We start from the raw sequence: 12,964 nt of genomic DNA on the forward strand, positions 1-12,964 counted from the left end.
TTGTGCAAGCTACGCTCATCGATACCCCTCGCGCGCCTGCCGCATCTTCTCTTGGTGATGCTCGCCAGCGGTCACGGTCGGGTACTTCGGCGGGTTTGTCTCGCCATAGCAGCCGGGCAAAGCACTCACCTGGCTGAAGTAGTCGATGTCGAAGAAGTAAGGCAACGAGTATCTGTCTCGGCCGCTCACGCGGTTGATGACCCGGTGCACTGTCGATCGATACGCATCGTTCGTCCAGCGCGCCATCAGGTCTCCCAGATTCACGATGAAGCTGCCTTCGATGGGCTGCACCTCGTGCCATCGCCCTTCCGCGTCGGCAACCTGCAAGCCACCGCATGCGTCTTGGGCCAGGAGTGTGAGCGCACCCCAGTCTGTGTGGGCACCACAGCCCAGTTGATCGGGCTCCGCGATCGCCGGCTGAGGGGGATAGTGGAGCAATCGCAGTGTGGGCACTGGGCTTTTCATCGAGGCTTCGAAATATTCGCCTGGCAGCCCTAGTCCGATCGCCATCAGGCGCATCAGCTGTCGAGCAAGACTCTCCAGCGCTTGCATATAGCGAGTTGCCGTATCGGCGAGGCCGGGCGCAATGTCAGCATCTGGCCATTGGTTGGGGCCCCGCCGTGGCGCACCTTCCGCGCCCGGGTCGAAATTCAGTCCGATGTTGAACGCTTCAAGCAAGTCTGAGGGCTTCCCGGGGTCCAGACTTTGGTGTCCCAATGACTCGTAGCCGCGTCGGTACGGCGAGTTTCGAACGTGCGATTTCTGCTTTACGTCTTCGGACAGGCTGAAAAACGACGTGGAGCGGGCGAACATGCTGTCGACGAGCGCCTGCGGAATCTCATGGCCCACAACGTAGAAGAATCCGTGTTCGCGGCACACTGCGTCGATGGCATAGGCGGTCTCCGCGAGGGCCTTCGCCTCACCGGCTTTCGCGGCCGTCAGATCGATGATCGGCAAATAAGACGTCACGACTGTGCTCCTCAAGGCATGACCTTCAGGTTCTGTACGAACTGCAGGTCGTAGGACTTCTGCAAGTCCACCCTCGACGGATTAATCAGCTTGGCGCCAGTCAGAAAGTCGTAGGTCTGCTTCAGGCGCGCTTCCGTGATCGTGCCGATTCCGCTCTTGGAGGCATCACCGCCAAAAACCAATCCGCGCTCTTTCATGACGCTCACAGCGAAGTCCATTTGCCCGTCCGTCATCTGAGGGTTGTCCTTCTTGATCATGGCGTTGGCCGCTGAACGATCGCTGCCGAGGTAGCTCTTCCACCCCATCATGGACGCCTTCACGAACGCGGCAACGGCCTTCGGCTTTGTCTTGATGGTGTTTTCCATGCACACCACCGTGTTGGCATATGGAGGCCAGCCGGCATCGGAGAAGAGCAGGAAGCTGATGTCCACGCCCGCTTTATTCGTGGCGTAGGGGTCATACGTTGCGTAGCCCTGCACTGCGGTGTTCGCGTCGGCGATGAACGGCTGGAGATTGAAGGTGTATGGCCGGGCCTGGTCTTCCTTCAGCCCGTAGTTCGCGATGAGCCACGGCCAGTAGGTGCTCCGGCCCGCTGTGCCGATGAGAATCGTCTTGCCCTTGAGCTCCTCAAGCTTCTTCACATCGGTGTGCGCAACGATGCCCTGCGGGTCCTTCTGAAACACTGAAGCCACGGTGACAGCTGGCACGCCCTGTTCGCGAATCTTGAGTACCTGGATGTCGGAGGAGCCCATGATGCAGTCGGCTTGGCCGGCGGCCAGCAGCTGCAGCGTATTGACCTGCGGACCACCCATTTTGATGGTCACGTCAAGCCCGGCCTCCTTGTACAGACCCGTGGTGAGTGCCTGGTAGTAGCCGCCGTGCTCGGCCTGTCCGTACCAGTTCGTCATGAAGACAAATGGCTCTTCGGCCTGTGCCGGCAAGCTGGCAAGCAATGCGATGGCCAGCCCGGCTACGTCGGACGCTCGGAAAGAGGAGTGGTTCACGATCGGTTCCTGACGGTTAGTTTGACTGAATAGTCAGAATAAGCAAGTTAAATGCCTGCATTTCGACCCTTCACACCGCCACCTCAAGGCGTCAAGGCACTAGGTCAGGGCGAAGCCGCAGCCAGCGAGCACCAAGTTCGTGATCTCGCGCCTGATTTCCTCAGGATCCATCTTCACGCGCGGAGATGCATCGGACATTACCTGTACCTGCACTGCGAAAAACGCGTAATGGCTGCTCATGGCCCAGATGTTCATCAGCAGCAAATGCGCGTTGACCTTTCTCATGCGGCCCTCACGGATCCACCGTTCGATGGTCTTTGCCATTGCCTTTGTGATCTGGACGGCGCTGGGCCAGTATTTCTCCAGGTTCGGTGCGCCGCTCAACATTTCAAGGCCGAACATGCGCGCCAACTCAGGCTGTTCCGAAGCGTGCCGAACCTTGTCCGCGATGTACTTGCGCAGGACGGCCTCCGGGTCGTCGCTCGCGTGGTCGAACTTGTCCTCGGCCCACTGCGCCAGCACGGACTGGAGCAGCTCTTCGTAGAGTTCTTCTTTGCCGGCAATGTAGTAATGCAGCTGCGGGCGCGTCATGCCCGCGCGGTGTGCTATGGCGTCCGTCGTCGCGCCTCGCAAGCCATGCAGGCTGAACTCTGCGACAGCCGCGGCCCTTATGCGCTCCAGATTGATGTCGCGCGATTCGCGGTGCCGCTTGCGCGGCGCTGTGCTGGTCTTGGAGGAGGCTGTGGCTGGCGGCATACGTGTCGGCTCGAGAGAACGGCTGACATCCTAGCCGTGGGCCGTCTCGATCTGGAAATCCCAAGCGCGCTGACGCCAAGTCTGCAAAGGGTCACTTGCGCGCCGCGCTTCGCACCATCTGAACCAGGCGTTCGATTGCGTCAATGTCCGATGCTCTGATCGGACCGTTTTGTCAAGCGCAGAGTATCTCGGTCTTTGGTGTCGTTGAACTAGAACGTCTCGGTGCAGTTCACGCTTCTCTACGCAGTCCATCCCGTCCCGAAGGTCGGCGCTGCACGCATTGGTCAGACGGAGCGGAGAGCCACGCTTTTGGACGCGCTGTGATGCGCAGGAGACATTTGCGGCTTCATCCGGACCATCGTCTACACCTGAACGCTCAAATCCTCGATCCCTTTCAATCAATCGGTCAGTGGCAAGTCGACCCCGTCATGGCTTCGCAGCGACAGGCTCCTGGGCACCCCATCGGAAGTTTTGGCCGAAGGCGGCCGGCCGGAGGATGCGACAGCGACCCCCTCGTGGGAAACGCTTACCGACTTCGATCCGCTTAGCTCAATAGCCCTGAGCGAGGCGCACTAACTGTGCCTCCCTACAGCAGCCCGGATGCGCTGCGAGATCACCTGACGCAGGAGGAAATCGACGCGGGCCGTGACCCGGTGGCGCGCTTCGTCAGGCTGGACGTTTACGAGCAGGCGGGAGGCAGTGTGCGCCGCGACCTGTTCGCCGACGAGCAGAGCAGCGTGTTCCTAGCCGATGCCTGAATCGCCCCGGATTTTCTAGACACCTCTGAGCCTCAAACCTGAGGTCCAATAGGAGGTGCCGTGAGCAAGCAGAGATACCTCGAAGAATTCAAGACCGAGGCCTCATGACCCCTTGCCCGGGGAATGCATGCTGCGGGTCGACCGCCGCATCGCGTATCCACTTGCGCAGCACGTTCTCGTGCACCTCAAGGTCTCGTGCAGCCTGCGCCACTGCCACACCTCGCTCCTTCACCAGCTTGACTGCTTCAAGCTTGAACTCTCGGCTGAATTGCCTTCTCGTTCCCATGAAACACCTCCGATTTCATCTTCCACCTTTTCGGAGAAATCTGGGTGACGACTCCCCAACTTCGCACCTATTCAGCGGGTTGGGCTGGGCGCTTGGGATCAGCGGCAAAGCCCTCACGACGCGCGCGGGCCGGCCAAAACGCCTGGACCGTGCGCGGGTACATGAATACCGCCGAGTCGCTTCGATAAGCTCAGCGGGATGCGAGAGATTCGAGTCTGCTGGAGCCCCGTGACGTCACCACAAGGCCATCACCATTGCATCGAGCACCAAGCCGGTATCGATGCGGCTACGCCATCATCACCACGCTCTTCATCCGCTTCGTCTGCGTTTCGGATTGCTCAAGGAATCGACGCGCTCAACGCCATCGCCGACGGCTGGATGAAGCGCCACATGGTGTGGCTCGTGATCCCCTTCGGCGTGATGATCTCGTGGATGTACACCATGCTCGAACAGGTCGGCGCCAGCGCCGAGAACCCGTTTGAAGGCGGCGCCAACGACGTGCCCATCGCGCAGATCGGCCGTATGATCGAAGTCGAGACGCGCGAGTTGCTCGGCGACACCGACCTGCTGCCGTTGCTGCGACCGAAGAACAACATCATTCTTTGATACGGGCGCAGCGCGTGCCAGGCATGACGTTCCGGGCAGGGCGCGCGCCCATCGCCGGCCGGTGCGTCATTCAAATCACGCGGCCGCTCTCCTTGTCGATGAGGTGCATGTGGCTCAGGTTGGCGGCCAGCTGCACGGTCTGTCCGGGCGCGACGTCCAGATCGGCATCGAACTTTGCGATGACGAGCACCTGACCGATGCGCGCGTGCAGCAGGGTCTCGGAGCCCATCGGCTCGACCACTTCGACTAGCGCATTCACTTTCGCGGCCCCGTCGCGCAGGCCTTCACCACCGACGTTCGTAAGGTGTTCCGGCCGCAGCCCCAGTTCGAGCGAGGTGCTCGCCTGTGCCGCGTAACGAGCCGTACGACTGGCCGGCACCGGCAGGACTTGGCCGTCAGGCAGCCGCAGTACCAGACCTTCGCCGCCGGATGCCAGCATGCACGGCAGGAAATTCATGGCTGGCGATCCGATGAAGCCGGCGACAAAGCGATTGACCGGATTGCGGTACAGCGCCTGCGGGGTGCCCACCTGCTCGATCACGCCATGGTTCATGACAACCACGCGGTCGGCCAGCGTCATGGCCTCAACCTGGTCGTGCGTGACGTAGATCGTCGTGGTGCGCACGGTCTGGTGGATCTTCTTGATCTCGGTGCGCATGTGAACGCGCAGCTTGGCGTCGAGGTTCGACAGCGGTTCGTCGAAGAGGAAGACCTTGGCATCGCGCACGATCGACCGGCCCATCGCCACGCGCTGCCGCTGCCCGCCCGACAAAGCACGTGGCTTGCGGTCGAGCAGCGAGGTCAGGTCGAGAATCTTCGCGGCCTTGGTCACGCGCGGCTCGATCTCCGCCTTGGGCAGCTTGCGCAGTTGCAGGCCGAAGGCCATGTTGTCGTACACACTCATGTGCGGATACAGCGCGTAGTTCTGGAACACCATCGCGATGTCGCGGTCGCGTGGCGGCACGTCGTTGACGACGCGATCGCCGATCTGGATCTCGCCGGAGCTGATGTCCTCCAGGCCCGCGATCATGCGCAGTATGGTCGACTTGCCGCAGCCCGACGGCCCCACCAGCACGAGGAACTCGCCCGGTGCGATGTCGAGGTTCACGCCGCGGACGGCCTGGTAGGTTTCGTAGTCCTTGACGACGTTTTGGATGGTGACCTGGGTCATGGGGGCGTTTTCTCCGGAATCTGGATGTCGGCGCTGGAGCGACTGCTCAGCGCTTGAAGTTGAAGTCGGGCATCACCCACGGCCGCGTGCTCTCATAGGCGCGAGCGGCCGCCAGCACGCGGGCCTCTTCGCGGCGGCGGCCCACGATCTGCAGGCCGATCGGCATGCCTTCGCTGTTGAGTCCGCACGGGATCGAACAGGCCGGCTGCGCGGTGAGGTTGAAGGGGAAGGCGAAGGGCGTCCAGTCGGCACGCCATTCGCCGCCGCGGTCGCCGGGAAAATCCAGGCCGACATCGAAGGCGACGATCGGCACGGCGGGCAGCACCAGCAGGTCGTAGGTTTCGTGCAGCTTGCGCATGGCAGCGCCGATCCTGCTGCGGCCGAGATGCAGGGCCTGCGCATAGTCGACCGACGACAGTCGCTCACCGTCGGCGGCCAGCACGCGCAGGCCTTGGTCCATCCACGGGCGCCGGGCCTCGTCGACCGAAGCGACGGTGTGCGCGAAGGCGACCGAGTTGATCGCGTAGTAGACCTCGTGCGCCCCGGGCAGGTCGAAGGCGATGGTGTCGACTGTGGCGCCGAGTGCGCGGAAGGTGTCGGCGCCGCGCGCCACGGCCGCGGCGACCTCGGGGTTCACCGGCGCTGCGCCGAGCGTCGGCGCGTAGGCGATCCGCAGGCCGGCCACGCCCTGCTCCAGCGAGCCCGGCAGGTCGAGCTGCAGATCGGGCAGCGCCATCCAGTCGCGCGAATCGTCGCCGCAGAGCACCTGCAGCATCGCGGCGGCGTCGCGCACGCTGCGCGTCATGGGGCCGGACGCCGACATCGAGCCGATCAGCCCGGCCGGTGCGCTCGGCACCCGGCCGAAACCCGGCTTGATGCCGAACACGCCGGAGAACGACGCAGGGATGCGGATCGACCCGCCGCCATCACCGCCGAGGTTCAGCGGCGCCATGCAGGCGGCGGCGGATACGGCCGCGCCGCAACTCGATCCGCCCGGCGTGCGGTCCGTGTTCCAAGGGTTGCGCGTGATGCCGGTGAGCGGGCTGTCGCCCACGCCCTTGTGGCCAAACTCGGTGGTTGTGGTCTTGCCGAGCAGCACCGCACCGTGCTCGCGCAGCCGGGCCACGGCTGGCGAGTCGACGTCCCAGGCCTGGTCGCGCTCGACCGTGCGCGAGCCCTTGAGCGTGGGCCAGCCCTGGGTCGCGTAGAGGTCCTTGATCGTCGTCGGCACGCCATCGACCAAGCCCTGGGGCTCACCCTTCATCCAGCGCTGCTCCGACGCGCGCGCATCGACGAGCGCCCGTGCCTCGTCCACCAGGACGAAGGCATTGAGCACCGGGTCGACCTGCGCGATGCGGTCCAGGCAGGACCGGGTGGCGTCCACCGGCGAGAAATCGCGGCGACGAAAGCCCTCCAGCAGCTCGGTGGCGGAAAGGCGGAACAGCTCGGTCATGGGTCGCGCAGCCCTCACGTGCGGATGGCGGCGTTGGCCTTGGCCGCGGCGCGGCTCAGCGCGACCTGCGGCTTGTCGATACCCGTCAGCACCTCGCTCATGCCGATGGCCAGCGCATTCAGGATCTGCGGCGCCTGCGGATGGAAACGGGCGCGCTTGGCGAGGTCGGCATCGGCGGCCTGCAGGTTGCCAAGCGCGGCTTCGGCCGCCTGGGCACCGAAGGCTTTCTTGAACGGGTCGCTGGACCAGGCCGACACGCGCGTGGTCGCCAGGCCGCGCGCGGAGGCCTGCAGATTGGTGGGCTTGCTGGTGGCCCAGACCATGAACAGGAAGGCGGCCTTTTTGGCCTTCGACTTGGAATTGATCGCCGCCTGCCAGTGCGACATGTTGGGCAGCGAAGGCTTGCCGGCGAGATGCGGGAACAGCGCAAAGGTGGTCTTGCCCGCCACCTTGCTCTTCTCGGGGTTCGAGATGTCGGTGGCGAAGTTGCTGCTGTCGGAACTGGTCGCGGTCGCGCCCTGCATGAAGTCGCCGAGCGCCTCGTACCAGTCGTAGTTGCTCACGCCGACCGGGCCGGCCTCGCGCAGCAGGCGCGTGAACATGTCGACGCCGGCGACTGCTTCGGGTGAATCGAACACCACGCGGTTGTTCTGCATGAGGTGGCCACCGTGCGAGAAGATGAAGCCGGTCAGCGGGAACAGCGCATTGCCGGCGGCCTTCGCGCGCATCGCGATGCCGGAGGTTGTGCCGGTCTTCATTGCCTTGGTGGCGGTCAGCAGTTCGTCGAAGGTCTTGGGTACGGCGAGGCCCTTGGCCTGCAGCAGTTCCGTGTTGTAGAACATGGTCTGCGCTTCCGACGTGATCGCGAAGGCATAGCGTTCCTTATCGTGCCACACCGGGTAGTCGCGCGCGGTCTTCAGCACGTCGGCCTCGTCGTACCAGGCCATGTCGACCAGGTTCTTGTCACCGTAGTAGGCGCCGAGCGGCTCGAGCCAGCCGGCCGTCACGCCCTGGCCGTACGACAGGTACATGAAGACATCGGGGTTCGGGCTGCCGCCGGCCAGCTTGATCGGCAGCGCGGTCAGGAACTCGGTCTCGGAGCGGAAGTCGGTCGTGACCTTGATGCCGGTGAGTTCGGTGAACTGCGGCAGCAAGGGCAGGATCGCGGCCGACCACGGATGGTTGGCGCCGCCCACCACGATGGTCTGCCCGGCGGCCTGCTTCCAGTCCATGTTGGCCGAGGTGTACTGCGACTTGATGTCGGTCTGCGCCAGCGCCGACGCGGGCCCGAAACCCATCGTGCCGAGCGATGCGCCGGCAACCATGGAAGCGGTAAAGGAACGACGACTGAACGAGGGCTGGCTCATTGGAAATCCTTTGGGGTTTGCGAGTTGGAATGGAAGGAAAAGAGAAGGATCACTTGACGGCGCCCAGCGTGAGGCCGCGGATGAGTTGCCGCTGGAACAGCAGGATGAACAGGATCACCGGCGCGAGCATCAGCATGGCGGCGGCGGACAGATGGCCCCATTCGATCTGTTCGAAGCCGATGTAGGCGTAGATGCCCACGGGCACGGTCATCATGTCGGAGCCGCCCAGCACCATGGCGAACAGGAACTCGTTCCATGACGACAGGAAGGTGAGGATCGCGACCGCTGCGATGCCCGGCCAGGCGAGCGGCAGGATGACCTTCACGAAGGTCTTGAAGTGGCCGGCACCATCGATGAAGGCGGCCTCCTCCAGGTCGCGCGGCAGGTCCTGGAAGAAGCCTCGCATGATCCAGACGATCATGGCGAGGTTCAGCCCCGTGTGGGCAATCACCAGCCCCAGATGGGTGCCGAGCAGGCCGATCTTGTAGAAGACCATGAAGAACGGGATCAGCATGGCGATCGGCGGCGTGAAGCGCGTCGCGAGGATCCAGAAGGCAATGCCGCCGGCCGCGCGAAAACGGTGCCGTGCGAGCACGTAGGCCGCGGGCGCGCCGATCAGCAAGCCGACGAAGACCGTGCCCAGCGCGATCACTAGGCTGTTGGTCAGGAACGCATGCACCTTCGCGTCGGCCAGCACTTCGGCGTAGTTGCCGAGCGTGGGTTTGAACAGGAAGGTCGGTGGTCGGGCGATCGCATCGACGGTGGTCTTCAACGAGGTGTTGAAGAGCCAGTAGATGGGGAACACGCACCAGACGGCGAAGGCCCAGAGCACGGTGCGGCGCAGGATGGTCAGCAACATATTTTCTCTCCCGCCCTCAGGCCACCGTCATGAGGCGCGAACGCCGCAGGAACACCAGCGCGGCGATGGTCACGATCAGCATCATCACGATCGCCACCGCAGCGCCGTAGCCGAGCGAGACGAATTCGATAGCTTGCTTGTAGGCGTAGACGTTGAGCGTGGTGGTCGACGTGCCCGGGCCGCCGGCGGTCAGCACGAAGATGATGTCGAAGGTCTTGAAGGCGTCGATCGAGCGGAACAGGATCGCGATCGCCAGAAAAGGCTTGAGCAGCGGGAGCGTGATCCGCGTGAAGGTCTGCCAGGCCGTCGCGCCGTCGATCTTGGCGGCCTCGAAGGGCTCGGCCGGCAGCGACGCAAGTCCGCCGCCGACGATCAGCAGGATGAAGGGCGTGTGCTGCCAGGTGTCGACCAGGATCAACGAGACCAGCGCCATCGTGCCGTTGCCCAGCCAGTCCTGCGGCGGCAGCCCGAACAGCGCCAACAGGTAATTGAGGACGCCCAGGCTGGGGTTGAACATCATGCGGAAGGTGAAGGTCGCGGCGACCGGCGTCACCGCCATCGGCAGCAGGTAGAGCATGCGCAGCAGCGGCACGTGGCGCGTTTCCTCGTGCAGCAGCACCGCCAGGGCGACGCCGAGCGCGGTCTGCACCGCCACGGCTATGACGGTGAAGAGCATCGTGAGCCTGAGCGCCGCCCAGAACTCGCCCGACTTGAACATCTCGAGGTAGTTGCCGAAGCCGTTGAATCGCGCGGGCGGGTTCGACAGCATGTAGTCGGTGAAGCTCAGCCCGAGCCCGATGACGAAGGGCATGGCGATCAGCCCGACCAGCAGCACGATCGGCGGAATCAGCATCAGCGTGATGAACTGGCTGCGCTCGCGGGCCCAGGTCCGGGTGCGCGCAAGGCTGCTGCGGCCAGGTACCGACGCTCGCGCGGCAACGCCGTCCAGCGGCTGGGAATCACTCATTGACAAATCGAACTCCTGCTGTGTTCTGAAGGGGCGATTGCCGGCGTCGCGCCGGCGAGGGGCGCTCAAGACCACTCCTTCCGGCTGGGCTCGGTCCAGCGGTGCTGCGACGCACCGAGGTGACGGCACATGGCGGTGTGGGCGCCCATCACATCGCGGCCCTCGAGCGCGCGGAGGATCGCCTCGTGCTCGTCGACCGCCTCGCTCCAAGTCTGCGGGGTTTCGGCGCGCCCGCTGAGCCGCGACGAAATGGGGCTGTGGCGCTCGTCGAAGAGCTCGCCGATCAGCCGCGTCAGCACCGTGTTGCCCGACATCGCAGCGATGCCCAGGTGAAACTGGCGGTCGTGTTGCAGCGGCGAGCTGCCTTCGGCGATCGCATTGCGCATGCCGTCGAGCGATTCGCGCAAGGCGGCCAGCGCATCGGGCGTGCAACGGGCGCACGCCATCATGACCACCGAGCCCTCGAGCACCACGCGCGCCTGCATCAGCTCGATCGGGCTCTCGCCCATCGCAGGCACCGGCTGCTTGCTGGTGGCGGGCAGGTTGCACACGTAGACGCCCGCGCCCATGCGGACCTCGACGCTGCCGTCGAGTTCGAGCGCGATCAGCGCCTCGCGCACCGACGGCCGAGAGACGCCGAGCTGGACGGCGAGGTCGCGCTCCGGCGGCAGACGGGCACCCGCGGGATAGCTGCCGCTTTCAATCAGCGCGCGGATCTGGTCTGCGATCCGTTGGTACAGCCGCCGGCTGTCCACTTGCTTCAGGTGGTCGATCAAGATGTCCTCGTTTTGGTCTTACCAATTCTCTCGGAATCAGGCACTCATCCCTCACTTAGCAAGAATCCAGCCACAATTTGCGGGTAAACCCGGTAAAGTGGCCTGACCATGAAGCTTCTATTGGCCTTACCAATTCGGTGGGCACCCCTTATCCCGTCCTTGGTGACGCTAGTGATCCATGGCGGTGCACCGTGCGCACCATGAAGGAAGCGTCGCTCCAGAGCGCGAACCGGAATTCCGCGCTGTCAGCCCTGGCGATGACCGCCGGCGCTCCCGGCGACAGCCTGCTTTACCTGCTGCTGCCGCTGTATGCATCCGACTTCGGGCTCAGCCTGACGCAAGTCGGCGTGCTGCTGGCCGCGAACCGGCTGGTCCGCATCGCGGGCTACGGCCGGGTCGCGAAGTTCTATGCGGAGCGCGGCGACCGCCCCACGCTGACCTGGGCACTGATCGCCGCGGCCTGTTGCTGCATCGCCTACGCGACGCTGTCGGGCTTCTGGCTGCTGATCGGCGCACGGCTCGTCTGGGGGCTGTGCTACGGCGCGTTCAACCTGTCCAACCAGGCACTGGCCGTGGCCGAGATCGACGGCGCGCCACGCCGCGCCGGCATCTCGCGCGCATTGGCCGCGCTCGGGCCGATGGTGGCGTTGCCGCTGGGCGCCTGGGTCACGCTCGAATGGGGTCCGCGCGCGATTTTCGTCATGGCGGCGCTGGCCGCGCTGTGCGGCCTGTTCGCAAGCCGTGCCCTGCCCGTGCTTGTACCGCGTGTCGAGGTGCCGAAGATTCGTCGCTTCGGGATGCCGACCGGCCTCGACGCGTGGGCGTTCGTCGAAGGCATGGTGCTCGATGGGCTCTTCCTGATCGGACTCACGTACCTGGCCAAGTCGTCGGGCATCGAGTCGCCACTGTATGCGGCCGCGATGCTGATGGCCTCGCGCTACCTCACCGAGATTCTGCTGAGCCCGGCCGGCGGCCATGCCGCCAGCCGCTGGGGCGCCGAACGCATGCTGCTCATGCTGAGCCTGAGCACGGCGCTCGCGCTGCTGGCATTTGGTGCCGGCTGGCTGGTGGCCGGCGCGCTGGCCATTCTGGCGCTGCGCGCGCTGCAACTGCCACTGCTGCCGGTGATCGTGGCGCGACGCTTCCCCGGACCCGACCGGGTCGAGGCGCTGGTCGCCCGCTCCCTGTGGCGCGACATCGGCGCCGGCGTCGGCCCGCTGGTAGCCGGCCTAGTGCTGCCGGTCTGGTCACCGACGCTGATCTACGCGCTGGCCGCCGTGCTGCTGGCGATCGTCACCGTGATCGCCGTGGTACCGGCGCCGACGCGGGCCGGCACGTCATGACACGGGCGCACCGTCGCGCCCGCCCCTTCCGTCAGTCGATCTTGGCGATGGCCGCGCCCGCCGTCACGTACGCGCCCTGGACCACCGTCAGCGTGATGCGCCCCGCGCGGTGTGTGAAGCAAAACCTCGGTGTGGGGGAAGACCGGAACCACCCGGACGACCCGGACGACGACATGCCGATCGCCGGCGGTACCAGGGCACGGTCGGCGCGTGGCTCGCTCGCGCTGTCGCTGGTCGACGAACTCGGTCGTCGAATGCGACTGGGCCCGCTGCATACCGGCGACAGGCTGCCCACGGAGGCGGCTTTGAAAAAGGAGTTCGGTGTCAGCCGGACGGTCGTTCGCGAAGCGCTGTCGCGCCTGGGCGGCAGGCGGCAGGCATGGTAAAGACGCGGCAAGGCGTCGGCGCCTTCGTGGTCGGTGCCACCCGTGCCAAGCCCTTCGCACCCGACACGGGGCCGGACGACAGCTTGGCGGAGGCGCTGACCATGCTGGAACTGCGCGCCGGCCTCGAGTCTGAAGCGGCGGCGCTGGCTGCTCAGCGGCGTACGTCTGACAACCTGGCCGCTCTCGACACATCGCTTCGGCTTTTCCGGGAGGCATTGGAATAGGTGTCGACACGGCGCCGGCCGACTTCCAGTTCCACCTTG

General features: G+C 64.9%; 14 protein-coding genes and 1 pseudogene. 5 read left to right on the forward strand and 10 right to left on the reverse strand.

Features of this window, described 5'->3' with window-relative positions:
- Positions 1-15: 15 nt before the first annotated feature.
- The 3 genes from N8A90_RS07725 to N8A90_RS07735 form a co-directional block, all read right to left on the reverse strand.
- Positions 16-969: an isopenicillin N synthase family dioxygenase gene (locus N8A90_RS07725; protein WP_262074098.1), complete on the reverse strand. Its 954-nt coding sequence runs from the start codon at positions 967-969 to the stop codon at positions 16-18.
- Between the two features lie 11 nt (positions 970-980).
- Entirely contained in the window at positions 981-1,976 is a 996-nt protein-coding gene (locus N8A90_RS07730) for an ABC transporter substrate-binding protein (RefSeq protein WP_410087653.1), read from the reverse strand.
- A 96-nt stretch (positions 1,977-2,072) separates the two neighbouring features.
- Positions 2,073-2,729: a TetR/AcrR family transcriptional regulator gene (locus N8A90_RS07735; protein ID WP_262074100.1), complete on the reverse strand. Its 657-nt coding sequence runs from the start codon at positions 2,727-2,729 to the stop codon at positions 2,073-2,075.
- A 578-nt stretch (positions 2,730-3,307) separates the two neighbouring features.
- On the opposite strand from N8A90_RS07735, the gene N8A90_RS07740 reads away from it, so the two are divergent.
- On the forward strand, positions 3,308-3,487 hold the full coding sequence (locus tag N8A90_RS07740; protein WP_262074428.1) for a hypothetical protein: 180 nt from the start codon (positions 3,308-3,310) through the stop codon (positions 3,485-3,487).
- Between the two features lie 97 nt (positions 3,488-3,584).
- Here N8A90_RS07740 and N8A90_RS07745 read toward each other — a convergent pair.
- Positions 3,585-3,773: pseudogene (locus N8A90_RS07745) on the reverse strand (transposase); the annotation flags it as partial.
- Positions 3,774-4,163: 390 nt separating this feature from the next.
- Between N8A90_RS07745 and N8A90_RS07750 the strand changes: the two are divergent.
- Positions 4,164-4,379, forward strand: a complete 216-nt coding sequence (locus tag N8A90_RS07750) for a hypothetical protein (protein WP_262074102.1) — start codon at positions 4,164-4,166, stop codon at positions 4,377-4,379.
- Between the two features lie 70 nt (positions 4,380-4,449).
- On the opposite strand, the gene N8A90_RS07755 is transcribed toward N8A90_RS07750, so the two are convergent.
- The 6 genes from N8A90_RS07755 to N8A90_RS07780 form a co-directional block, all read right to left on the reverse strand.
- The gene (locus tag N8A90_RS07755) at positions 4,450-5,550 is read right to left on the reverse strand and encodes an ABC transporter ATP-binding protein (protein ID WP_262074104.1); all 1,101 of its coding nucleotides are present in this window, start codon (positions 5,548-5,550) and stop codon (positions 4,450-4,452) included.
- A 46-nt stretch (positions 5,551-5,596) separates the two neighbouring features.
- The gene (locus tag N8A90_RS07760; protein WP_262074105.1) at positions 5,597-7,003 is read right to left on the reverse strand and encodes an amidase; all 1,407 of its coding nucleotides are present in this window, start codon (positions 7,001-7,003) and stop codon (positions 5,597-5,599) included.
- Positions 7,004-7,017: 14 nt separating this feature from the next.
- The gene (locus N8A90_RS07765; RefSeq protein WP_262074106.1) at positions 7,018-8,370 is read right to left on the reverse strand and encodes an ABC transporter substrate-binding protein; all 1,353 of its coding nucleotides are present in this window, start codon (positions 8,368-8,370) and stop codon (positions 7,018-7,020) included.
- A 49-nt stretch (positions 8,371-8,419) separates the two neighbouring features.
- Entirely contained in the window at positions 8,420-9,229 is an 810-nt protein-coding gene (locus tag N8A90_RS07770) for a carbohydrate ABC transporter permease (protein WP_262074107.1), read from the reverse strand.
- A gap of 16 nt (positions 9,230-9,245) precedes the next feature.
- The gene (locus tag N8A90_RS07775) at positions 9,246-10,196 is read right to left on the reverse strand and encodes a carbohydrate ABC transporter permease (protein ID WP_262074108.1); all 951 of its coding nucleotides are present in this window, start codon (positions 10,194-10,196) and stop codon (positions 9,246-9,248) included.
- 65 nt (positions 10,197-10,261) lie between these two features.
- Positions 10,262-10,972, reverse strand: coding sequence for a FadR/GntR family transcriptional regulator (locus N8A90_RS07780; RefSeq protein WP_262074109.1), 711 nt, complete (start codon positions 10,970-10,972; stop codon positions 10,262-10,264).
- Between the two features lie 200 nt (positions 10,973-11,172).
- Here N8A90_RS07780 and N8A90_RS07785 point away from each other — a divergent pair, with 200 nt between their 5' ends.
- Genes N8A90_RS07785 through N8A90_RS07795 form a run of 3 tightly spaced genes read left to right on the forward strand, consistent with a single transcriptional unit; the run spans position 11,173 to position 12,925 of the window.
- Positions 11,173-12,315, forward strand: a complete 1,143-nt coding sequence (locus tag N8A90_RS07785) for an MFS transporter (protein WP_262074411.1) — start codon at positions 11,173-11,175, stop codon at positions 12,313-12,315.
- Positions 12,316-12,362: 47 nt separating this feature from the next.
- A complete protein-coding gene (locus tag N8A90_RS07790; RefSeq protein ID WP_262074110.1) occupies positions 12,363-12,701 on the forward strand; it encodes a FadR/GntR family transcriptional regulator in 339 nt (112 codons plus the stop codon).
- Complete coding sequence (locus tag N8A90_RS07795; protein WP_262074111.1) at positions 12,695-12,925, forward strand: FCD domain-containing protein; 231 nt, start codon at positions 12,695-12,697, stop codon at positions 12,923-12,925. Before N8A90_RS07790 ends, N8A90_RS07795 begins: the two co-directional genes overlap by 7 nt.
- Positions 12,926-12,964 lie beyond the last annotated feature (39 nt).

It is taken from the genome of Variovorax sp. N23, assembly GCF_025486315.1.
Lineage (GTDB): Bacteria > Pseudomonadota > Gammaproteobacteria > Burkholderiales > Burkholderiaceae_C > Variovorax.

Bases quoted from the DNA above. Each gene is read 5' to 3' on its own strand.
- N8A90_RS07790 (WP_262074110.1), top strand. From the start codon at position 12,363: ATGGCCGCGCCCGCCGTCACGTACGCGCCCTGGACCACCGTCAGCGTG.
- N8A90_RS07775 (WP_262074108.1), bottom strand. From the start codon at position 10,196: ATGAGTGATTCCCAGCCGCTGGACGGCGTTGCCGCGCGAGCGTCGGTA.
- N8A90_RS07765 (WP_262074106.1), bottom strand. From the start codon at position 8,370: ATGAGCCAGCCCTCGTTCAGTCGTCGTTCCTTTACCGCTTCCATGGTT.
- N8A90_RS07795 (WP_262074111.1), top strand. From the start codon at position 12,695: ATGGTAAAGACGCGGCAAGGCGTCGGCGCCTTCGTGGTCGGTGCCACC.
- N8A90_RS07760 (WP_262074105.1), bottom strand. From the start codon at position 7,003: ATGACCGAGCTGTTCCGCCTTTCCGCCACCGAGCTGCTGGAGGGCTTT.
- N8A90_RS07755 (WP_262074104.1), bottom strand. From the start codon at position 5,550: ATGACCCAGGTCACCATCCAAAACGTCGTCAAGGACTACGAAACCTAC.
- N8A90_RS07770 (WP_262074107.1), bottom strand. From the start codon at position 9,229: ATGTTGCTGACCATCCTGCGCCGCACCGTGCTCTGGGCCTTCGCCGTC.
- N8A90_RS07750 (WP_262074102.1), top strand. From the start codon at position 4,164: ATGGTGTGGCTCGTGATCCCCTTCGGCGTGATGATCTCGTGGATGTAC.
- N8A90_RS07735 (WP_262074100.1), bottom strand. From the start codon at position 2,729: ATGCCGCCAGCCACAGCCTCCTCCAAGACCAGCACAGCGCCGCGCAAG.
- N8A90_RS07785 (WP_262074411.1), top strand. From the start codon at position 11,173: ATGAAGGAAGCGTCGCTCCAGAGCGCGAACCGGAATTCCGCGCTGTCA.